Annotated in this window: 18 protein-coding genes; 6 read left to right on the top strand and 12 right to left on the bottom strand. The window is 57.1% G+C overall.

Annotated features, from left to right (window positions below):
• Position 1 precedes the first annotated feature (1 nt).
• The gene (acs, locus tag AC2FJF_RS01715) at positions 2-1,966 is read right to left on the bottom strand and encodes an acetate--CoA ligase (RefSeq protein WP_496722379.1); all 1,965 of its coding nucleotides are present in this window, start codon (positions 1,964-1,966) and stop codon (positions 2-4) included.
• A 427-nt stretch (positions 1,967-2,393) separates the two neighbouring features.
• On the opposite strand from acs, the gene dctP reads away from it, so the two are divergent.
• The 3 genes from dctP to AC2FJF_RS01730 all read left to right on the top strand — a co-directional run bounded on the left by dctP (position 2,394) and on the right by AC2FJF_RS01730 (position 5,510).
• Positions 2,394-3,410, top strand: a complete 1,017-nt coding sequence (gene dctP, locus AC2FJF_RS01720) for a TRAP transporter substrate-binding protein DctP (protein WP_058273822.1) — start codon at positions 2,394-2,396, stop codon at positions 3,408-3,410.
• Between the two features lie 63 nt (positions 3,411-3,473).
• Entirely contained in the window at positions 3,474-4,103 is a 630-nt protein-coding gene (locus AC2FJF_RS01725) for a TRAP transporter small permease (protein ID WP_058273821.1), read from the top strand.
• Between the two features lie 3 nt (positions 4,104-4,106).
• A complete protein-coding gene (locus AC2FJF_RS01730; protein ID WP_058273820.1) occupies positions 4,107-5,510 on the top strand; it encodes a TRAP transporter large permease in 1,404 nt (467 codons plus the stop codon).
• Positions 5,511-5,562: 52 nt separating this feature from the next.
• Here the strand turns inward: AC2FJF_RS01730 and ocd are convergent, their stop codons facing one another.
• Genes ocd through rocF form a run of 3 tightly spaced genes read right to left on the bottom strand, consistent with a single transcriptional unit; the run spans position 5,563 to position 8,453 of the window.
• On the bottom strand, positions 5,563-6,606 hold the full coding sequence (gene ocd, locus AC2FJF_RS01735) for an ornithine cyclodeaminase (protein WP_496722381.1): 1,044 nt from the start codon (positions 6,604-6,606) through the stop codon (positions 5,563-5,565).
• A gap of 6 nt (positions 6,607-6,612) precedes the next feature.
• The gene (gene ctlX, locus AC2FJF_RS01740) at positions 6,613-7,533 is read right to left on the bottom strand and encodes a citrulline utilization hydrolase CtlX (protein WP_496722384.1); all 921 of its coding nucleotides are present in this window, start codon (positions 7,531-7,533) and stop codon (positions 6,613-6,615) included.
• Positions 7,533-8,453 carry an arginase gene (gene rocF, locus AC2FJF_RS01745; RefSeq protein ID WP_496722386.1) on the bottom strand — a complete coding sequence of 307 codons (921 nt, stop codon included), beginning with the start codon at positions 8,451-8,453 and terminating at the stop codon, positions 7,533-7,535. The genes ctlX and rocF overlap by 1 nt, the downstream gene beginning before the upstream one ends.
• 86 nt (positions 8,454-8,539) lie before the next feature.
• Between rocF and AC2FJF_RS01750 the strand changes: the two genes are divergently transcribed.
• Both AC2FJF_RS01750 and mprF read left to right on the top strand, forming a co-directional pair.
• Positions 8,540-8,968, top strand: coding sequence for an Lrp/AsnC family transcriptional regulator (locus tag AC2FJF_RS01750; RefSeq protein WP_496722388.1), 429 nt, complete (start codon positions 8,540-8,542; stop codon positions 8,966-8,968).
• A 98-nt stretch (positions 8,969-9,066) separates the two neighbouring features.
• Complete coding sequence (mprF, locus tag AC2FJF_RS01755) at positions 9,067-11,676, top strand: bifunctional lysylphosphatidylglycerol flippase/synthetase MprF (protein WP_496722390.1); 2,610 nt, start codon at positions 9,067-9,069, stop codon at positions 11,674-11,676.
• 3 nt (positions 11,677-11,679) lie between these two features.
• On the opposite strand, the gene AC2FJF_RS01760 is transcribed toward mprF, so the two are convergent.
• The 6 genes from AC2FJF_RS01760 to AC2FJF_RS01785 all read right to left on the bottom strand — a co-directional run bounded on the left by AC2FJF_RS01760 (position 11,680) and on the right by AC2FJF_RS01785 (position 16,429).
• Complete coding sequence (locus AC2FJF_RS01760; RefSeq protein ID WP_496722392.1) at positions 11,680-13,242, bottom strand: efflux transporter outer membrane subunit; 1,563 nt, start codon at positions 13,240-13,242, stop codon at positions 11,680-11,682.
• Between the two features lie 11 nt (positions 13,243-13,253).
• Complete coding sequence (locus tag AC2FJF_RS01765) at positions 13,254-14,399, bottom strand: HlyD family secretion protein (RefSeq protein WP_058273814.1); 1,146 nt, start codon at positions 14,397-14,399, stop codon at positions 13,254-13,256.
• A 21-nt stretch (positions 14,400-14,420) separates the two neighbouring features.
• A complete protein-coding gene (locus tag AC2FJF_RS01770) occupies positions 14,421-14,783 on the bottom strand; it encodes a DUF3302 domain-containing protein (RefSeq protein WP_113788976.1) in 363 nt (120 codons plus the stop codon).
• Between the two features lie 34 nt (positions 14,784-14,817).
• Positions 14,818-15,387: a disulfide bond formation protein B gene (locus AC2FJF_RS01775; protein ID WP_496722395.1), complete on the bottom strand. Its 570-nt coding sequence runs from the start codon at positions 15,385-15,387 to the stop codon at positions 14,818-14,820.
• 9 nt (positions 15,388-15,396) lie between these two features.
• Entirely contained in the window at positions 15,397-15,552 is a 156-nt protein-coding gene (locus AC2FJF_RS01780) for a DUF5993 family protein (protein WP_199528470.1), read from the bottom strand.
• Between the two features lie 115 nt (positions 15,553-15,667).
• Positions 15,668-16,429 carry a DeoR/GlpR family DNA-binding transcription regulator gene (locus AC2FJF_RS01785; protein ID WP_496722397.1) on the bottom strand — a complete coding sequence of 254 codons (762 nt, stop codon included), beginning with the start codon at positions 16,427-16,429 and terminating at the stop codon, positions 15,668-15,670.
• Between the two features lie 193 nt (positions 16,430-16,622).
• On the opposite strand from AC2FJF_RS01785, the gene glpD reads away from it, so the two are divergent.
• Positions 16,623-18,215 (top strand): glycerol-3-phosphate dehydrogenase, encoded by a 1,593-nt coding sequence (gene glpD / locus AC2FJF_RS01790; protein ID WP_496722398.1) that lies wholly within the window; start codon positions 16,623-16,625, stop codon positions 18,213-18,215.
• A gap of 47 nt (positions 18,216-18,262) precedes the next feature.
• Here glpD and AC2FJF_RS01795 read toward each other — a convergent pair whose 3' ends face one another.
• Together AC2FJF_RS01795 and AC2FJF_RS01800 are read right to left on the bottom strand one after the other, a co-directional pair.
• Positions 18,263-21,400, bottom strand: coding sequence for an efflux RND transporter permease subunit (locus AC2FJF_RS01795; RefSeq protein ID WP_496722400.1), 3,138 nt, complete (start codon positions 21,398-21,400; stop codon positions 18,263-18,265).
• Positions 21,401-21,403: 3 nt separating this feature from the next.
• Positions 21,404-22,570, bottom strand: coding sequence for an efflux RND transporter periplasmic adaptor subunit (locus tag AC2FJF_RS01800; RefSeq protein ID WP_496722403.1), 1,167 nt, complete (start codon positions 22,568-22,570; stop codon positions 21,404-21,406).
• Positions 22,571-22,618: the final 48 nt, after the last annotated feature.

Below are 22,618 nucleotides of genomic sequence, written 5' to 3' on the forward strand. Positions count from 1 at the left end.
CTCACTTGTTTGCACGATTTTCGATCAGGTCTTCGACCACCGATGGATCGGCAAGTGTCGAAGTATCGCCCAATGCGCCAAAGTCGTTCTCGGCAATTTTGCGCAGGATACGGCGCATGATCTTGCCGGAACGGGTCTTGGGCAGACCGGGTGCCCACTGGATCACGTCGGGCGACGCAATCGGGCCGATCTCGGTCCGGACCCAGGTGCGCAGCTCTTTCAGCAGCTCATCCGACGGCTCGCGGTCATTCATCAGAGTGACATAGCAATAGATGCCTTGCCCTTTGATCTCATGGGGGTATCCGACCACGGCGGCCTCGGCCACGGCGGCATGCGCTACAAGCGCGCTTTCAACTTCGGCGGTCCCCATACGGTGGCCCGAGACGTTGATCACATCGTCAACGCGACCGGTGATCCAGTAATCACCATCCTCGTCACGACGGCAGCCGTCACCGGTGAAGTAGTAACCTTTGTAGTCCGAGAAATAGGTCTTTTCGAACCGTTCATGATCACCCCAGACGGTGCGCATTTGGCCGGGCCAGCTGTCCTTGATACACAGAACACCTTCGACGCCGTTGCCGTTGATCTCGATGCCTGATTGCGGGTCCAGCACGACCGGCTGAATGCCGAAGAATGGTTTCATCGCAGCGCCCGGCTTCATCGCGTGAGCGCCGGGCAGGGGGGTCATCAGATGACCACCGGTCTCGGTCTGCCACCATGTATCCACGATGGGGCAATTGCCTTTGCCGACTACCTCATTGTACCAGTTCCAGGCTTCGGGGTTGATCGGTTCGCCCACGGTGCCCAGTAGTTTCAGGTCGCTCAGATCATGCTTCTCGACCCACTCGTTGCCTTGCCCCATCAACGCGCGGATCGCGGTTGGTGCGGTATAGAACTGGTTGACCTTGTGCTTGGCGCATACCTCCCAGAACCGGCCCGCGTCGGGGTAGGTAGGGACACCTTCGAACATCAGAGTAGTCGCGCCGTTGGCCAGCGGGCCATAGACGATATAGCTGTGGCCTGTGACCCAGCCCACGTCAGCAGTGCACCAATACACATCGCCCTCGTGGTAATCGAAAGTGATCTCATGGGTCAGCGATGCGAAAACCAGATAGCCGCCAGTGGTATGTACCACACCCTTGGGTTGTCCGGTCGAGCCGGAGGTGTAGAGGATGAAAAGCGGGTCTTCGGCGCTCATCTCAGCAGGCGCGCAGTAGTCATCGGCCTCAAGCGCCAATTCGTTGTAATCATAGTCGCGGCCGTCGATCCATGTGGTCTGACCACCAGTGCGTTTGACCACCAGGCATTTCACCGTGTCTTTGCAGTGCAACAGGGCGGCGTCCGCATTGGATTTCAGCGCAGTCTTGCGGCCGCCTCGCGGGGCCTCGTCGGCAGTGATGACAACCTTTGCGTCGCAGCCATTGACGCGCGCCGCCAGAGCGTCTGGTGAAAAACCCGCAAAGACGATCGAATGGATCGCGCCAATGCGCGCGCAGGCCAGCATGGCATAGGCGGCCTCGGGGATCATCGGCATATAGATCACGACGCGGTCGCCCTTACGCACGCCCAGCGATTCCAGAATGTTTGCCATCCGGCAGGTCCGGCGGTGCAACTCAGCATAGGTGATGTGCTGCGCTTCGTCTTTTGGATCATCCGGTTCCCAGATGATCGCAGTTTGATCGCCGCGGGTTTTCAGATGGCGGTCCAGGCAGTTGGCCGAAACGTTCAGCGTTCCGTCTGCGTACCAGTTGATTCCGACCGAGCCGAAATCATAGTTTACATCTTTGACTTGTGTGTAGGGCTTGATCCAGTCGATCCGCTTGCCTTGTTCGTCCCAGAACGCGACGGGATCGTTGATCGAAGCCGCATACATCTCAGTGTATTTTTCAGCGTTAACATGCGTGCGGGCCACGGTTTCGGCGGACGGCGGAAAGGTATTGGCTTCTGCCTGGGCAGCGGTTGTCATTCTGAGGCTCCTCCCTCTGGATCATATTGAATCAGACCGATTTTGCCTGCTGAACTGGCGATGTCGATCTGTTTCCTCCTTGTGCGCAATAATACGGAGAGCTGAAAACAAGGAAATAAATTACCGATTTCTCACGATTAGTTTGTAAATTATTTTTTTAACCTGGAGGGAATTTGTAAAGAAAGAGGTCATCTTTGGAAATAGTGGTTTTTTTACATAGCTTTGGCTGTAATGAAAATTTGTGGGGAAATAAGCCACCCGATTACAACTAAATTGCATCTGAGACTCACCTTTCGGTTGTTAGCGCTCAACGGTGCCATTCCTTGCTGGCCATGAATGCCGACCGGGGGTTGGCACATTCCGATGTTGGCGCTAGCTTTGACCGCAAGCGCCTCGGTAAGGGGGTGCAGCAAAGGGAGAAATCAGTATGAAAAAGATTTTGAGCGGCTCTGCTGTGGCCGCCTTGTGTGTTGCGTTCGTGTCCGAGGCAGCCGCAACTGAATGGAATGCTTCGGTCTGGGGCAAACGTCGTGCGTTCACCGAGCATGTTGAGAAACTGTCTGAATTGGTCAGCGAAAAGACAAACGGCGATTTCACCATTAATGTCAGCTATGGCGGCCTGTCCAAGCCGCGCGAAAACCTGGATGGAATCGAAATTGGTGCGTTTGAGATGGCTCAGTTCTGTGCCGGATATCATCGCGACAAAAACCGCGCGATCACCGTTCTGGAACTGCCGTTCCTAGGCGTGAACAACCTGGATGAGGAAGTTGCCGTCAGCCACGCGGTCTACGATCACCCTGCCGTTAAGGATGAGATGGCGCAGTGGAATGCGCGTATCATCATGACCTCGCCCATGCCGCAGTACAACATCGTCGGAACCGGCGACCCGCGTGACGAACTTGCCGAGTTCGAAGGCATGCGTGTCCGCGCCACAGGTGGTCTGGGCAAGGCATTCGAGGCGGTTGGTGGTGTGCCGACTTCGGTTCCTGCAACCGAAGCCTTTAACGCAATGGAGTCCGGTGTCGTTGACACGGTTGCCTTTGCTCAGCACGCGCACCTGTCTTTTGGCACGATCAACGAAGCAGATTGGTGGACGGCCAACCTGAACCCCGGCACTGTGAATTGCCCGGTTGTGGTCAATATCGATGCCTATGAGGCACTGCCGGCTGAGCATCGCGAGGCGCTGGACAGTTCGATCGACGAAGCGATTGATCACTATCTGGCCAATTATGGGTCGCTGCTGGACCAGTGGGACAGTGTTTTGGACGAAAAGGGCGTCGCAAAGGTACAGATCGATGATGCGGTAATCGCAGAGTTCCGCACCAAAGCTGCCGATCCCATCCGGGCACAGTGGATTGAGGATATGTCCGCTCAGGGTATCCCTGCGCAGGACCTGTATGATCTGGTCCAGTCCACGCTGGAACAGCAGCGCAGCGGTAACTAAACGCAAAATCCGGGTGCCCATCGGGGCATCCGGACACCGATAAAAATACAGGGGAACACCGCAATGGCAGGACAGGCCACGGTGCTTGAAGACAACAGCCTCCTGAGTTCTTTGGACCGTAAGTTGTTGAGGTTAGAGCGGTTTCTGGCTCTGATCAGCGGCCTTGCCGTGTTCAGTCTTATGGTTCTGGCGGTTGTCTCGGTCAGCGGACGCAATGCGATTAACGCACCTTTGCCAGGATATGTCGACTGGATCGAACAGGCGATGCCGCTGATTGCATTTCTGGGCATTTCATATGTTCAGCGCGATGGCGGTCATATACGGATGGACATTGTCATCTCACGCCTGCACGGCCGGGCGCTGTGGCTGTTCGAGCTTATTTCGGTTCTTCTGATCCTGGTGCTGATGCTGGCCTTGGTCTGGGGCAGTTGGTCCCATTTTGACCGCTCGTTCGACTTTGGCGCGCCGATGTGGAGCCGGGACAGTTCAATCGACATCGGTATCCCGCTTTGGCCGGCCAAACTGCTGGCACCTGTGGCGTTCTCGGTGCTTTGCCTACGGCTGCTGCTTCAGGTTTGGGGATATGGTCGCGCGCTGATCGTAGGGGCCGAAAGCCCCGTAGCCGTTCCACTGATACAGGATGCGGCTGCTCAGGCCGCTGCCGAAGCCGAACAATTCGAAGGGCAGGACTAACGCATGGACTCGATAGAGATTGGCCTGTGGGTCACGGGTGGCCTGCTGGTTCTGGTTGTGACCGGAATGCGCGTGGCCTTCGCGGCGGCTCTTGCGGGGCTGGTCGGGTTGGTTTGGATTTTCTGGGCCAAGTTTGGATACGATCCTGATCGTTTCGGCAAAGCACTAACCGTCGCGGTCAAGACGGCGGGGCAGGTGCCCCATTCCAAGGTTGCAGCCCATACACTCAGCCTGATCCCCACCTTTATCCTGATCGGTTATCTGGCCTATTATGCTGGCCTGACGCGCGCGTTGTTCGAGGCTGCTAAACGTTGGGTTGCGTGGGTGCCCGGAGGGCTCGCGGTATCGACTGTGTTCGCCACAGCCGGGTTCGCGGCCGTTTCCGGTGCTTCGGTGGCAACGTCTGCCGTGTTCGCTCGGATTGCTATCCCCGAGATGTTGAAAGTCGGTTACAACAAGCAATTCGCAGCCGGAGTGGTCGCAGCGGGCGGTACACTTGCATCCCTTATCCCGCCATCCGCGATCCTTGTGATCTATGCCATCATCGTGGAACAGGATGTGGGCAAACTGCTGCTTGCCGGGTTTATCCCCGGTGCATTTTCGGCCGTTGTGTACGGTCTGCTTATCGTCGGCATCGCGGTTGTATTCAAAAACGTTGGTCCACCGGTAACAGGTTTCACCTGGAAGCAGCGTTTTGCGTCGCTGCCGGGCGCGTTTCCGATTGTCGCCGTAATCCTGATCATCATTTGCTTTGTCTATAACCCGTTTGGAGAAAAGGCTTGGGGCACTCCAACCGAAGGCGGAGCAATCGGTGCCTTCATCGTCTTCTGTTTCGCCCTTTTCCACGGAATGCGGTGGCCCGAACTGAAGTCGGCGCTGCTGGAAACCGCCAAACTAACCGCGATGATCTTCACGATCATCTGGGGGGTGCTGATCTACGTACGGTTTCTGGGGTTCGCGGATCTTCCAGGCGCGTTTTCGGACTGGATCACTTCGTTGGAAATGTCGCCGATGCTGATCCTGATCTGTATCCTGCTCGCCTATGCGGTCTTGGGCATGTTCATGGACGCCATTGGGATGCTGTTGCTGACGCTGCCAGTGGTTTACCCGGCGGTAATGGCCCTGAACGGGGGTGAGACTGTCAGCGCAGCAGAAAGCGCCTTTGGCATGTCAGGTCCGATGTGTGCGATCTGGTTTGGTATTCTGGTGGTGAAAATGGCCGAGTTTTGCCTGATCACGCCTCCTATTGGCCTAAATTGTTTCGTGGTTGCCGGGGTACGTCCGGATCTGAGCGTTCAGGATGTGTTCAAGGGCGTTACGCCGTTCTTCATCGCCGACGGCGTAACGATCGCGCTGCTCGTGGCGTTTCCCGGTATCGTACTCTACCTGCCGTCATTGGCCGGATAGAAAAAGCCCCCGGTGGTGAACCGGGGGCTAGTCGACGTGAAGTGCGGGTTCTTCAGCTCGCCCGCATCAGCATCCCATACAGATCCCGTGGATCATCCGGATCTGCCAACATATCCAAAGGTTCAAAGAAATCAGTGCCTTTGATGGCAAACTGGACGTAGCGCAAGGCTGAGAAATCTTCGATCGCAAAGCCAACACTATCAAACAGAGTGATCTGTCGGTCGTCGCGTCGGCCCTTGGCCTGGCCGGTCATGACCTGCCACAATTCGGTCACTGGGTGATCCTCGGCCAAGGCCTGGATCTCGCCCTCGATGCGTGTTTGTTCCGGGTATTCGACGAAGATGTCCGAGCGCAGCAGAATATCGCGGTGTAGTTCGGTCTTGCCGGGGCAATCACCGCCAATTGCATTGATGTGGACGCCCGGTCCGACCATGTTGTCCGTCAGGATCGTTGCGTTTTTCTTGTCCGCCGTACAGGTCGTGATGATCTGAGCGCCTTCGATGGCGTCCTCGGGTGTTTTGCAATGCACCACCGTCAGACCGGAATTTTTAAGGTTTGCCGCGCATTTTTCGGTTGCTGCATGATCGGTATCGTAAAGGCGCACAGTGTCGATCCCGCACATGGCCTTGAACGCCAGGCATTGGAACTCGGACTGAGCGCCATTCCCAATCATCGCCATAACACGCGATGACTTGGGTGCCAGATAGCTGCCGACAAGGGCCGAGGTTGCCGCCGTGCGGAGGGCGGTTAGCATCGTCATCTCGGTCAAAAGCGTAGGGTAGCCGGTATAGACGTCGGCCAGAAGGCCAAAGGCTGTCACGGTCTGAAGGCCCTCGGACGTGTTCTTGGGGTGCCCGTTGACGTATTTGAACCCATAGGCCTCACCATCCGAGGTCGGCATCAGTTCGATTACGCCATGGGGAGAATGCGCCGGGATGCGGGGGGTCTTGTCAAAGCTCTCCCATCGTTTGAAGTCGGATTCGATCTGAGCCGCGATCTGAGTGATCATCTTTTCAAGCCCGATATGGTGCACCAGCCGCATCATGTTGTCGACGGATACAAAGGGCACAAGCGCCTTGTCAGAAGGTTGCATCATGGTCTCCTATCGGCGGGAAAGGTGGATACCGGCGATCATGCAGCGTACTGATCCTCCGGCTGTTTCTATGGTTGGAACTGACAATGGCAGCAGAGTGGCGCTGTCTTCGATAATGTCGGTCTGTTGGGGTGTCAGCGCATCTTTGGCGCGACTGGAAAGAGCCAGCACGAGCCCATCACGACCACTAAGCTCGATGGTGTTTCCGGCAAAGTCTGCGATCTGGTCATGGGACAGATCGATTACGGTGCGACCGGATTCTTCCAATCGCGCCTGTACGGTCGCGCGGCGTTCGGCATCGATGATCATGTCGAGGCAGATCAGTGCATAATGTGTGCCGATCCCCATCAGGACATTGGTGTGATAAACGTCTCGGCCTGCGTCGTCCCTAGCTTCGAACGCGATGGGTTCGTAGTTGAAGTTCGTGCAGAACCGCTCCAACAAAACGGGATCAGCGCGGTTTGACTTGACCGTGTAAGCGATGCGGCCGACGTGATCGAGAACCATTGCTCCGGTACCTTCCAGTGCGAGATCGTCCTGTTCCAGCCCCGAATAATCGATCACGTCCTGAACGCGGTATTCCTGTTTCAGCAACTCGATAACATCTGTGCGGCGTTCGCGTCGACGCGACGGAACAAACATCGGATAGATCGCGACGTGCCCGCCGGGATGTGTCGAGAACCAGTTGTTGGGAAAGACACTGTCCGGCGTGTTCTGTTGACCGTGATCATCAAATATATGAACTGTGACGCCTGCATTGCGCAGTTGCTCGACTGCGCGATCATGTTCATCGCGCGCGGCTGCTGAAGTCGCTTCGGCGGATCGGTGTGCCAGTGTCTGAAACGCATTGTCATGGCGAGTCTCTGGGTTCGACACAAACTCGTGCGGTCGAACCATGACGACAGCGGAAGGAGATTGCAGGGAATTCATCAGAAACTCCGGGTCGGGCGGTCGAAGATGCGACGGCCAAGCAGGGACGCGGCCAAGTCGACCATCAGCTTTGCGGTACGCCCACGCTCATCAAGGAATGGGTTCAACTCGACCAGATCCAGCGAACAGACGAGCCCGCTTTCATGCAGCAGCTCCATCGCCAGATGAGCTTCGCGTTCGGTTGCGCCACCGGGAACGGTTGTACCGACAGCGGGGGCGATCGAGGGGTCGAGGAAATCAACATCCAGAGATACGTGAAGAATGCCATTTGCCGCGCGGACACGGTCGAGGAACGCGATCAGCGGCGCTTTGATGCCGTGCTCGTCAATGCTGCGCATGTCTGCCAGCACGGCCTGATCCTGTTCCAGTCGTGCACGTTCAGCCGGGTCCACGGATCGCAGGCCGATCATGCCTACTCGATCCGTTGGGACCGGGGCAGCCAGCGTAGGGAAGGCGTCAAATCCGGGTTGCCCCGTGAAATAAGCAACCGGTGTGCCGTGCAGGTTGCCACTGCCCGTGCTGTCGGGTGTATGAAAATCGCTATGAGCGTCCAGCCAAAGTACGAACAGAGGTCGCCCGATCCCGTCGGCATGTGCTGCCATCCCGGCAACTGTGCCCATGGACAAGGCGTGATCGCCGCCCATAAAAATCGGCAGTCCGTTCGGCGCGGTTTCCTGTGCGGCGCGGCTCAGAGCGCTGGTCCAACCGACGCACTCGGGCAGGGCCACAAGGTGTGGATGCTCCGGTACATCTGACGGATCGGCACCGACATTGCCGACATCCGTCACTTGGTGTCCGAGGTCAGTTAGAGCTTGTTCCAGACCGGCCACCCGATAGGCGTCCGGGCCCATGCGGCAGCCCTGACGACGCTTTCCTGCGTCCATCGGTGCGCCAACCAATATTACATTTTGCGTATCCATATGACTATCTAGACCCTCATGATGGCTTGCGAAAAGACAGCAAAATGTTCAAAATGACATTCGGATAAGCGAAATGGGAAGTGGTTATGGACGATTTGGATAGTAGGCTGCTGAGTGCATTGCACCGCGACGCACGAGCATCGCTATCCGAACTCGCCGAAACGCTGGGGGTAACACGCACCACTGTCCGCAGCCGCCTGCAACGGCTCAAACAGTCAGGTGAGATAGTTGGGTTCACCGTCCTCACCCGACAGGACGTTGCGCAAAGCCCGGTGCGCGGGCTGATGATGTTGGAAATCGAAGGCCGTGGGACTGAACGTACGATGGCTCGTATTGCTGCTATGCGGCAGGTGCGCGCGGTTCACTCCACGAACGGCAGCTGGGATCTGATCGCCGAAATCTGGACCGAAACCCTGGCCGAACTGGACGAGGTTTTGTTCCAGATCCGGCGCATGGAAGGGATAACCAAATCCGAGACTAACCTGTTGCTGTCCACGCGCAAAGGTCGGGTCTGACGCCCGTAGCGCTTTGAGCTAGAACGAAATTGTGCGAAAGTCGGCCTGCGCGTTTCGATTGTTCAGAGTGTGATCGCGCCTGAGAGCAGGGACAAAGCATGGCAACTCACGAAAATGCCGAAGAACTCTGGGCTGTGCGCCTGGCCGAGCGGGTATCGGGATTTCTTGAAAAGCCCGTAGTCCGAATCGCGATACCGATTCTGGTTACCCTTATTGCCCTGACTGTCCTTCATGAACTGTCTTCGCACGTCAAATGGGCCGATGTAAAAACGGACGTCGCGAACACATCGTGGAAACTGATGTTTTTCGCCCTGTGCTGGACGGCAGTCAGCTTTTTGTCACTGTCACTTTACGATGTGTTTGCCGTGCAAAGCGTGGCAGATGGCGAGGTCCCATTGCCTGTCGCAGGCATGGCTGGGGCCTGTGGCTATGCCGTCTCGAATTGCCTTGGGTTTTCCTACATCACCGGCACGGCGATCCGGTATCGGATCTATGCGTCCCTGGGTCTTGATCTGGGTCGAGTCGCGGGGGTGATCGCTACATCCTGGATCGCGTTCTGGTCGGGTTTCATTCTGCTTTTGGGCGGGTTGCTAACCTTTCATCCGGACGGAGTGTCCAAGGTTCTGCCGATAAGTGACACGTTCGAAACCGTGATAGGCCTGTGCCTGCTTGTTGGTTTTGCAGCCTTGTTCATTTGGCTGTCCAAGGGCGGACGCAGACTGGCCACCGGTGGTTTTGGTTTCAATCTGCCGGGCGGCAAGTTGCCGGGATTGCTGACGCTGGCGGCTGTGGGCGACCTGTTTGGGGCGTCAATGACACTGTACGTGTTGATGCCGGATGATCTGGGCGTCGGGTTTCCGTTCTTCTTCACCGTTTACATTGGCGCTATTGCAGTCGGAATCCTCAGCCACGCTCCGGGCGGAATTGGCGCGTTTGAGGCAACTTTAATCGCCGGGCTAGGGGCCTCGGGTCGGTCTGACGTGATCGCGGCCCTGTTGCTTTACCGGTTGGTCTATACCTTCCTGCCGTTCGCCATTGCGACGCTGTCCATCGCGGTGGCTTCGGCCCTGACGCACCGACATCACATCAGCGGAGCCGCCACGTGGGTTTACCGCGTGATCCGTCCGATTGTGCCTATGGTCGCGGCCGGTGTCGCAGCTGTGGCGGGTGTCATTCTGCTGGTGTCCGGGGCGTTGCCTGCAGGCAGCGAGAACCTTAGCGCATTGCGGGACTTTCTACCTTTGTCCTTCGTTGAAGCTTCGCATCTTGCCGGAAGCGCTGTCGGAGTTCTACTGATCCTTGTTTCACGCGGCCTGTTCCGCAAGCTGTACCGCGCATGGATAGTGGCCATGCTGCTGATGGTTGCCGGGTTCGTCGCATCGCTGACCAAGGGTCTCGATACGCACGAAGCGATCAGCATGTTGGGCACAATCGCCTTGCTGGCCACTTTTCGCGGGGCGTTTTACCGGGTCAGCGGGGCCTCGATATTCCGTCTGAACATCCCGTGGCTGGTCAGCGTGGTCGCCTTGCTTCTGGTCGTCTTTTGGGTCGGGCTGTTTTCCTATTCGCATGTCGAGTACCAGAACGCCTTGTGGTGGGAGTTCGCGTGGAACGGTGACGCCTCGCGCTTTTTGCGATCCAGTCTTGTGGTGGCGCTTATTCTTGGTGTGGTGGCCGTAAATTCTTTGTTCGGGCGCGAGGTTCCGGAACCGGTCCGGACGGAGATCCCCGAGGTTGTTGAACGTCTGGTCATGGAAAGTGAAGATACCGAGTCTCAGATTTCACTGACCGGCGACAAGCAATTCCTGATTTCACCGGACAATGACGCATTTCTGGCTTATGCCGACACAGGCAATGCGCTGATCACCAAGGGGGAGCCGGTTGGGGATGAAGCCGCCGGAAATCAACTGATCTGGCAGCTGCGCGAAATGGCGGATCGCGAAGGCAAATTGTGCGCCTTCTACAGCGTATCGACTAAGTACTTGCCGACGTTTCTGGATCTGGGCCTGTCTATTCTGAAGATCGGAGAGGTCGCGCGCGTGCCGTTGAAAGATTTCTCGCTGGACGGCAAATCTCGCAAGCGGTTCCGTCAGGCCAAGAACCGGGCCGAACGCGAAGGGTATGTGTTCGAGATCATACCGAAGGAAAAAGTGGGCTCTGTGTTGCCCGAATTGCGCAAGATTTCAGACGATTGGCTGGAGCATAAGGCGGGCGAGGAGAAGGGGTTCGCCTTGGGCGGGTTTGACGATGAATACCTGTCCTATTTCGATTTCGCGGTGCTGAAGAAGGCAGATACGGGAAAGATCGTCGCCTTCGCGAACCTCTTCCAAGGCGGGAACAAGTCCGAATTGTCGTTGGACCTGATGCGGTATGAGCCGGACGGGTCGAACTTTATCATGGACGCCTTGTTTGCCGAGATGATGACCTGGGGGGCAGAGCAGGGGTTCCATTGGTTCTCGCTAGGAGCGGCACCGTTTTCGGGAATTGAGAACCGGCAACTGGCGTCTTTCTGGAACCGCGTGGGAGGGTTCGTATATGAGCACGGCGAGCAGTTCTATCACTTCGAAGGGCTGCGATCTTTCAAGCAGAAGTTCGATCCGGAGTGGAGCCCGAATTACCTCGCCAGCCCCGGTGGTCTGGCAGCACCACGTATTCTGTACGAGGTGAACATCCTGATTTCAGGCGGTTTGCGCGGGCTGACGAAGTAACACTCAGTTCAGACTGGCGCGGGTTGGGGTTTTCTCCAGAAGATCGCCCCAATCTGTGCGATATGCCATTTCGGCCAGAACGGTTTCTGGTAGGAATTCTTGGTTCTGCCGGATCTGCCAGCCGCCACCCAATCCCTTGTAAACCGCAACCAGATTGCTGGACACCTGCTGGCGGGCCTGAATCAGATTGGCTTGTGATCGCAACAGGGCTGTTTGGGTGTTCAGGATACGCGAATAGCTTGCGATACCGTCCCGATACTGGTCGATGGCGATATCAGCCGCTTTGCGCGAAGCCGCGACGCTTTTTTCATAGAAGCCAACTTGCTTGCGAGATTGGGCATAGGCCACCATGGCGCTTTCAACCTCGGAATAGGCGGTCAGGACAGTGTTCTGGTAATTGGCGATCAACGCCTGATAGGCCGCATCCTGCGCGCGGACGTTGTTTTTGATCCGGCCATAGTTCAGCACGTTCCAGACCACACCGGCATTCGCGAGCCCGGTGTTGCTGCCTGCTGAAAACAGATCTTGCCCGCCGGAGGCCTGCAGACCAATTGCACCGGACAGGACGAACTGAGGGTATAGGTCGGCCAAGGCGATCCCAACCTGCGCCGATTGCGTAGCCGCTGCCAACTCGGCCGCGCGTACGTCCGGACGGCGACGTAGAAGCTCCGCAGGGACACCTACGGAGACGTTCGAACGCGCAGACGGTATGCGCCCGGAATTGCCCAGCAGGCTGGTCATGCGGGATGGCGTGGTTCCCAGCAGCACAGCCAAAGCGTTCTTGGCTTGTTGAAGATCACTTTCAATCTCTGGGACCAAAGCCTTGGTGTTGTTCAACAAGGTCAGCGATTCCTGAACGTCCAGTTCGGTCGTGACGCCGTTGTTAAACCGCAATTGGGTCAGGTCCGCGGATTCCTGTTGCAGTTTGATGTTGTCGCGCGCCACGGCCAGCGACTCCTGCAAGGCACGGATGTTGACATACAGGGCAGCAACATCGCCGGTCAGAGTAACAAGCGCGTCGTCATAGTTGGCCACTTGCAAAGCCAGATTGGACCGGGCGGCCTGAACACCGCGGCGTTGCTGGCCCCAGACGTCCAATTCCCATTGGGCATCAAACCCGACCTGCGAGGTCGAAAACTCGGTATCCAGCGGGATGATCCGACGGATATCGGAAATCGGCCCGAGGTTATCGCTGACCTGACGGCGTTCAATAGAGGCACCAATGGCCTGTGATTGCGGATACAGCTCGCCGAACGCGATGCCCAACTGCGCGCGTGCCTGCAGAACGCGCGCACCGGCAACCTGCAGATCAAGGTTCTGGGCATAGGCTTCGGCTATCAGTTTGTTCAGAGTGGGGTCGTTGAACGTCTCCCACCATTTCACCACAGGCGCACTGCGCGAGGTCAGGCCGCTTTGGCCTGCGCTTGGGGTGTTGACCTCGATCCATTGTTTGACGATCGGTGAGTTCGGGCGCACGAAATCCGGGCCAACTGGTGCGCAGCCGACCAGCAGCGCGGCGCATAGGGCCGTGCCCATCAGTCGGCGGTATAATCTGGCCCGGGTCATCATATGCGTCCTTAGATATCCAGTGGTCGAATGAAGTTGGCGAAGGAATAGAGACGAATGTTGATCCGTCGCAGGAACTCAAAGCTTTTGCCCTGACCGGTATAAATCGCCACGGCCGCGTGACCACCGGCAGGGAAGGTGTGCCCGTCCGGGATATCGACCGAGATTTGCACGGCAATGCGTCCGGGCAGTTTTGGCAGCTCAAACCCCGGCAGGCGGCCAGACGGCAAGTACTGACCTTGTCGGGTTGCCCACCAGATTGCCTCGACCTTGCCGGTCAGGATTTCACCCGGATACAGATCAAGAGCAACTTCAACGGGTTGGCCGACCTCGACAAATTTCAGGTTCTGCTGTCGGTACGTGGCCAGAATGTACGGATTGTCCTTGGTGACAAAGCTGGCGATGGCGCCCAGACGGATATCGCCGACGACCAGACCGGGACGCGCCTGTTGAGACACGATCATCCCGTCTTCGGGGGCGTAGATTGTTGTGTTGTCCAGGAAGTACTGGGCTTTGTCCAATTGCGCCTGCGCCTGAAGGATGCCGGTGTTCACGCCGTCAATCTGGGAATCCAGCGCCAGTTGCGCCTTTTCCAGATTGGCCGTGGCCTCTTTGACCTGTGCCTGATCCTCGGTCACCTGTTCGTTCCAGCGATCCAGCTCGTCCTGACGCGCACCGCCAGCGGGTACGAGGTTTTCGTATCGGGCTTGCTGCGTCTGTGCGTAGGCAAGTTGAGCGTTGGCACGCTCAATGGCTTCCCCTGCGGCAATGACGTCCTGTTCAAGGATCTTGGCGTTCTGCTCGGCCGCGACCAGTTGCGCTGTGGCTTCCTCAACCTCAAGCGCGAAAACAGTGTCGTCGAACCGATACAGGGGATCGCCCTTTGTGACTTCGGTATTTGGCTCGACCAGTACCTCAGTCAATATCGTCGGTTCGGTCAGCCGTGGGACGATCTGGATCGTTGAGCGGACCACGTGGCTGTCGATAGAGAACGGCTGAAAGAACCGAAGAGCGACAAGAAAGATCAACAGCAGGTGTGCACCGACCCAGAAGGATACGATGCCCCACATTATATTGAATTTCAGCCACTGGAACTTGAAGAAGATAAGCCAGACGAAAATGATGTAGAACAGCGTAATGCCTAGGGCGACAAACATATTTTGTAGTTTCCTTTGGCCTTAGCTCTTTTGCGTCTCTTCCGGATCCAGCGGGTCACGGTATTCTTCCGTCAACTCACCACCCAAGCGCTTGATTTCTTTGCGAACCGCCTCACGCTCATCATCGGGCATACGGCGGATATCGACCACCGTTCCATCGTGGAACGCCCAGATGAAGGCATGGACCCAGGGTACGATGGCGAGAAACCCCATCCATCCCATGATCTTTATCGCCTCGGCATGAGGGTGGTTGCGTTTAATTGCGATGCGGCCCGGTAGTCCCATCACGAATAGAAACAGCGCCATGACGGCGGCCAGCAGCAAGATCAACGCAACAAATGTCAGGTAGTCATAGTAGCCAAGCGGCTGCCCAAGTAGCCCCATCTTCGTGCCTCCGTTCGGGAAGGTTTCCCCATCCTCAGTTGTTGGTGCCCAGTTCGTCAATCACTTTGTAGCTGGTTGGTGGGTCGGCGCAAATGCCAGGACCACATTCAAGCAGTGTCGAACCGGCATTCAGAACCGCCAGACCGAACATGACAAAAAAGGCTGTTTTGGCCAGTGTGCTTCCGCCAAACCGCGGCTGATCCGAAGTGTCGTCAGCGTATTGGCGATCAAACAGCAGCATAACCGCGGTGCCCAACAGGATCAGGAAAAAGCAAATGGCCGCCCACGTATAGTAGTGCAGCCCTAACACGGGCGAGCCGTAATGACCCGTGCCGGGAACGATATGCAGAAGGATCTGGCGCACCGATACGCTGCCGCCATAAAGCGCTGCGATTAACATCAACGCATAGTGCTGCGGCCGCGCGCCGTATAGCAGGTTCAACCCCAGCCCAACGCCCACGGCGACAAAGCCAACGCGCTGCAGCAGGCAAAGCGGGCAGGGCAGTTCGTAAAGCGTCAGTTGGTAAACAAAGGCCAAAAGCAGCACCAGACTGACGGCCAGCATGCCTATGGCGTTCAGGGTTCGGGACAGTTCTGGTGTCATCACCGCCCCCTACAACTGGATGGTCAATTGGCTGGTGGCGTGGAATTTCAGCCAGTACACACTCAACGCCAGCGTGAAGAAAAACAGCGCGTTGGCTGCCGTTGTTTGTCGAAAATAATTCAGCCCCATGGTGGCTGTAAGTAACGCAAATAAAAGCGCTATCATGGCCCGGTTCTCCCCTTCCGTGCAACGACCGCAATATCGCGATACTGTCAGGCACTGGGAGGCCTGGCAAGAAAACTCTTACCCAGTTCACCTTTTAGGAGAACTACTTAGGGGGTTATCGGCACACGCGCAGATCGGTATTCCACCCCTGACACCTCTTGCTTAGGCGGTCCGTCAGAGGCCGGTCCGTGTAGAACGTGTCGATCTCAGCCAATGAAGTGATACGCGCGGGGGCTGCACGCTGAAACTTTGAATGATCGGCCACAAGAAAGGTGCGCCGTGTCTGGGCCAGAATCGTTTGGCTGACCTGGACCTCTTGAAAATCAAAATCCAATAGGTCGCCATCGGCATCAAGTGCCGAGCAGCCGATGACCGCATAGTCAAATTTGAAGTGCCGGATGGTCGCGACTGTCAGATTACCCACCAACCCGCCATCTGATCTGCGCAGGACACCGCCTGCAACAACGATTTCGCAATCGGCGTTCTCGGCCAGAATATTGGCGACATTCATGTTGTTTGTGACGACCATCAGGTTCTTGTGGTTCACCAATTGGCGCGCAACCGCCTCGGTCGAGGTCCCGATATTCATGAAAACCGACGCGCCGTCTGGGATGTCTAGGGCGCAGGCCGACGCAATGTGCGCCTTGGCCTCATCGTTCAGGGCCCGGCGATCCTCATAGCCAATATTGGAAACGCCAGAGCGAATGACGGCCCCGCCATGAACCCGGTCCAGTTTTCCCAGATCCGCCAGCTCAGACAGGTCGCGGCGAATGGTCTGAACCGTGACCCCGAACTGAGCGGCCAGGTCATCCACCATCACACGGCCATCCTGTCTGGCGATGTTCAGAATGTCTGACTGACGAAAGGAAAGGGACATGGTCGGCTCCGAAACGGTGTGTGTTCGTTTTTGTTCTAATTTCGAAGAGTTTCCAAGAGATCTGATTGACCACACTTTTGAAACACTTCGATTTGTGGTGATAAAACGAAAATAAACGAAAGTAAACGTTGACGAAACGCGCGTTCATCGGGTTAATGAGCCCGGTTTTTCAAACAAAGAGAATCATCCGGACATGGAACGGCACACGGACAAGGTCACGGACCTTTTCATCATTGGTGGTGGGATTAACGGGTGCGGAATAGCGCGCGATGCGGCCGGGCGCGGATTGTCCGTGACATTGGCCGAGATGAACGATCTTGCTTCGGCGACGTCATCGGCCTCGACCAAGCTGTTTCATGGCGGCTTGCGGTATCTGGAGTATTTCGAATTCCGTCTGGTGCGCGAGGCGTTGATCGAGCGTGAAACCCTGCTGCGGGCAATGCCGCATATCAGCTGGCCGATGCGGTTCGTGTTGCCGTATCACAAGGATATGCGGTTCGATTCTGAAACGCCGACCTCGCGACTTCTCAGCACAGTAATGCCATGGATGAAGGGCCGGCGCCCGGCGTGGCTGATCCGTCTGGGCCTGTTTATGTATGACTATCTTGGGGGGCGCAAAATCCTGCCGGGGACAAGCTCACTGGATTTGCAAAGCGCGCCGGAAGGCAGGCCGCTGCAGGACAAGTTTCACACAGCCTACGAGTATTCCGATTGTTGGATTGAGGATTCACGGCTGGTTGTGCTGAATGCCCGCGATGCCGAGGCACGTGGGGCGAATATTCTGGTGCGGACCGAAGTTCTGGCGGCCAAACGCGTCGATGATCTGTGGGAAATTGCCATCCGCGATATGCAGAGCGGCGACACGCAGACGGTGCAGGCTAAAATGCTAATCAACGCAGGTGGACCTTGGGTTGGGGACATCATCCAGACCAAGATCCACATCAACTCTCGTGAAGGTGTGCGATTGGTGCGCGGCAGCCATATCGTGACGCCTAAGCTTTATGATCACGACAAGTGCTATTTCTTCCAAGGTGAAGACGGGCGCATCATTTTCTCCATTCCGTATGAGCGCGATTTTACGCTGATCGGCACAACGGATCAGGATCACCCAGACCCAGCAGAGCCCCCGACCTGTACGGAGACAGAGCAGGACTATCTGTGCGCGTTTGCCTCGAAGTATTTCCAAAAACCGGTTACGCGCGATGACATCGTGTGGACCTATTCCGGTGTGCGTCCGCTGTATGACGACGGGGCCAGCAGCGCCACCGCGGCAACGCGGGATTATACACTAAAAGTTGACGCGCAGGGTGGGGCGCCAGTGCTGAATGTCTTTGGCGGCAAGATCACCACCTATCGGCGTCTTGCCGAAAGCGCGCTGGACAAAGTGTCAGAGCATTTCCCGGATCTTCCCGGCCCCTGGACTGCGGGCGTTTCGCTTCCGGGCGGCGATTTTCCAGTTGGTGGCGTACCGGATTTGGTCGAGGCACTGTTGGCCGACTACCCGTTTCTGGACCGTGTCTGGGCGCAACGTCTGGTTCGCGCCTATGGCACTGAGGCCAAGACAATTTTGGGCGATGCCAAGTCCGCATCGGATCTGGGCGAGGACTTCGGCGCGACGCTAACCGCACGGGAATTGGCGTGGCTGATGGACAAAGAATATGCGCGCACGGCCGAAGATGTTGTTTGGCGCCGAAACAAGATGGGTCTGCGGTTAAGTGCCGAGCAGATCGCCGGCATTCAAGGCTGGATGGATCGCAAAACCGAACCCGTCGCAGTGAACGCCTGACCAAAAAAGTAAAAGCCCCGCCAGTTTGGCGGGGCTTTTGTTTTGGATCACGCGGCCTCTTCTGATGAGCCCGGATCATCCTTGGTTCCCTTGATCCATTCCCGCATCCCTTGCAGCAAGGCGTATAGGACCGGCACTAGGATCACGCCGACCAAAGTGGCTGCCAGCATCCCGCCGAACACGGCGACACCGATGGCCTTCTGACTGGCGGCACCCGCGCCGCTGGCCGCCAGAAGCGGCACAACACCCAACAGGAAGGACAGGGCCGTCATCATTACCGCACGGAAACGCTGATAAGCGGCCTCGGCTGCGGCGTCTTTGACCGACAACCCCTTGGCGCGTTGTTCCATCGCGAATTCAACGATCAGAATGCCGTTCTTTGAGGCCAGCCCCACAAGCATGATCATCCCGATCTGCGTATAGAGGTTGATGTCGCTGCCCACGATGGCCACGGCCGCCACCGCCCCGAACAAGGCGACGATCACCGATAGCAGGATCGACACGGGCAAGGTCCAACTCTCGTATTGCCCCACAAGGAAGAGGTAGCCGAACAGGATCGCCAGCCCGAGGATGACGACCACCAGACCACCGGTCGCCAATTGCTGTTGTGCAGTACCGGTCCATTCAAAGGCATAGCCCGGAGGCAGGGCAGTCGTGGATTCCTCGGTCATGACATTGATCGCGTCACCGGTGGATAACCCAGGGGCCGGAACCGCCGTTACGGTCGCCGAACGGAACAGGTTGTGACGTTTCAGCAAGACCGGACCCAGTACGTTTTCGACATCGATGAGCGTACCCAACGGCACCATCTCACCCTTGGTCGATCGCACATACAGGTTCGCGATATCGTCGACATTATCACGATATGAACCGTCGGCCTGGATCATCACGCGATACACACGCCCGAACAGGTTGAAGTCGTTCACATAGTATGACCCCAACTGCGCCTGCATCGTCTGGAACACCTCGGCCACGGACACTTGTAGCGTCTTGGCCTTTTCGCGGTCCAGATCCACGAACAACTGAGGAACGTTGGCCCGGAAAGTGGTATAGGCCTGACCGATTTCAGGACGTTGGTTAGCCGCATAGACGAACGACCCAACCGCCGAGGCCAGATCCTGAGGCGTACCGCCTCCGGTCTGCTGCACCTCCATCTCGACGCCAGCCGAGTTGCCCAAGCCTTGAATGGGTGGTGGGTTGAACGCGATGATCGATGCAGCGGATTCACCATAGGCTATCGCCAGTACTTTCTGCAGGATCGCGTCAGCGCTCAGGTCATCCTCTTTCCGTTCATCCCAGTTGTCGAGGTTCACAAAGATCGCGGCGCCGTTTGTCGTTGTGCCGTTCAGGATCGAGAAGCCGTTGATCAGAACTGTGCTTGCGACGCCGGGGATCTGTTGGATCTGTGTGTCGACACGTGCAGTGACCGCTTCGGTCCGTTCCAACGTCGCAGCGTCTGGCAGTTGCACATCCACGAACAGATATCCGTTGTCTTCAAGTGGAAGGAAGCCGCTTGAGGTGTTGGACATGATTGTGCCCGTACCCATGGCCAGCGCCACGATGATGCCCAGACCAACGATAGGCAGGATCAGTAGTTTCCGGACTATGGCGACATAGCCACTGCGAACACCACCGATGAAGTTCTCGAACACTGCCAACAGCCCTTTGGGTGGGCCGGATCGCGCCTTCAACACCAACCCGCACAACGCAGGCGACAGCGTCAACGCGTTGATCGACGAGATCACAACAGCGGTCGAGATCGTCACAGCGAACTGCGAATAAAGCCGCCCCGAGATGCCGGGCATAAAGGTGACGGGTACGAACACCGCCAACAGAACCAGCGTTGTCGCAATCACCGGACCGGTGATCTGCCCCATGGCTTTGCGCGTCGCCTCGGCAGGGGGAAGGCCTTCGTCTGCGATAATCCGTTCGACGTTTTCAACCACAACAATCGCGTCATCAACCACGATGCCGATGGCCAGCACCAAAGCGAACAATGAGATCGTGTTCAGCGACATGCCAAACAGCAGCAGGAACGCAAAGGTCCCGATCAACGAGACGGGGATCGCAACCGCTGGAATGATCGTCGCGCGCCAGCTTCCAAGGAAAACAAACACCACCGAAATCACAAGGATGAAGGTCAAGATCAGGGTCGTGACCACGTCATTCAGCGACTGATTTACAAAGTCCGTCGTGTTGAATGGAACAGCGTATTCCACATCCGTCGGGAAGGTACGTGACAACCGCTCAAGCTCGGCCTCTACTCGGTCCGACACGGCCAGCGCGTTCGCGCCAGGGGCCTGGTAGATACCGATTACCGTCGCCGGGACACTGTCAAAATAGCCCGAGGCCGCATAGTACTCCGCGCCCAGCTCGACCCGCGCGATGTCCTTGACCCGTACGATTGAACCGGCATCCCCAGTCCGGATGACAATGTCGCCGAACTCTGCGGCCGAGGTTAGGCGGCCCTTGGTTTTGATCGTGTATTGAAAGGTCTGCCCTTCCGGGACCGGAGGAGCGCCGATAGAACCGGCCGAAACTTCGACGTTTTGTTCCCGAATTGCATTGATCACGTCACCGGGTGTGATGGACAAAGCAGCCATCTGATCCGGGTCCATCCAGATCCGCATGGCGTATTCAAGATTGGTCAGAACGTCGGCTTTACCCACACCCTGAACACGCGCCAGCGCGTCCTTCAGGTTGATCGAAGCATAGTTTGATAGAAAGACACTGTCATACGTCTCATTCGGTGAGGTCAGCGTCACCAGCAACAGCATGTTGGTGGATGCTTTTTGTGTGACCACACCTGACGAGGTTACCTCGGAGGGCAGGGATGACATGGCCTGAGCCACTCGGTTCTGCACGTTGACTGAGGCGATATCCGGGTCAGTGCCTACTTCGAATGTGACGTTCAGCGAATAGGATCCGTTGTCTGCCGAAGTCGACGTCATGTAGATCATGTCGTCTACACCGTTGACCTGCGCCTCGATCGGGGCGGCGACGGTGTTTTCCACGGTTTCGGCGTTGGCGCCAGTGTAGGTGGTCGTCACGCTGACCACCGGTGGCGTAATGTCCGGGAACTGAGCGACCGGCAGAACCAAATAGCCGATGCCGCCCATGATCGTCAGGACAAGCGAAATAACAAGCGCCAGCTTGGGCCGGCTAATGAACAGGGCTGAGAACATCCGTTATTCTCCCGGCTGTTCAGAGGCGACGACGGCATCCACCGCAACGCCCGGGCGAACCCGCTGCAGGCCCTCAACGATCACGCTTTCACCTTCGCGCAGACCATCTGTCACAATAATCGCGGTCCCAACCACGTCGCCAGTTGTGATATAGCGCTGTTCGACCATCTGCTTGTCATTCACCACCAGCACGAACTCACCGCGCTGATCGCGTTGCAATGCGGCCTGAGGGACCAGCACCTGAAGGGTGGGCTCCAGTGCTTCGATCTGAACGCTCAGAAATTGTCCGTCGATGATGAACCGGTCCGCGTTGGGGAACTCGGCACGCATAGTAATTGCGCCTGTCAGCGGGTCGATGCGGTTATCTACAAAAACGATCTCGCCTGTTTCGTCCAGCTTGGTTCCGTTGGGCAAGGTGAGGTGCACATTCGGGCTTTTGTTGCTTTCAGCCAGTGAAGCTGCGCTCTCTCCAACCTGTTCGAGGACCGAGGTGAATTGTTTTTCGTTCAGCGAGAAATTTACATAGATAGGGGCTTCGCTTACCAGGTTGACGAGCGGGGGGTTTGTTGGTCCGACAACGTCACCTACGCTGGTTTCTACGCGCCCAATCCGCCCGTCAAACGGCGCGTGGATTTCGGTATAGCTCAGGTCCAACTCTGCTTGTTGGATGGCAGCGTGAGCGGCCTTGACCTCGGCCTCGGCGACCAGTTCATTGGCGCGGGCGATGTCACGCTCGGACTCCGGGGTGGCATCGCGTTTGTACAGCTCTTCCTTTCGGGCCAGATCGACCTTGGCAAGCTCCAGATTGGCCTCGGCCCGGTCCAGATCGGCTTTCCGGGCCTCCAGGGTCGCCTCATAAAGATCGGGTTCGATGGTGAACAACAGGTCGTCTTTTTTGACAAGCGCACCGTCTTCCACATCCTGAGTTTCAAGAAAGCCGTTCACGCGGGCGACAATATCCACCTTGTTAATGGCCTCGGCGCGCCCGATGAACACGGCCTCATCGGTAATTTCTTCAGTATAGGCCGCTGCAATAGACACTTTCGGCGGCGGCGCGTCGCTTTGATCCTGGGCCAGCGCCGTGAACGAGGCGCCCAAACTGGTCAGTGCCGCGATGGCCAAGACCGGACCTCTGTGTCGAAAAAATGAATTCTTTAATGCAAGGGACATGGCGGGCGCCTCATTAGACCTAAGGATATTGCGCCGGGGCAGCTCTGT

It is taken from the genome of Ruegeria sp. CDSB013, assembly GCF_059611165.1.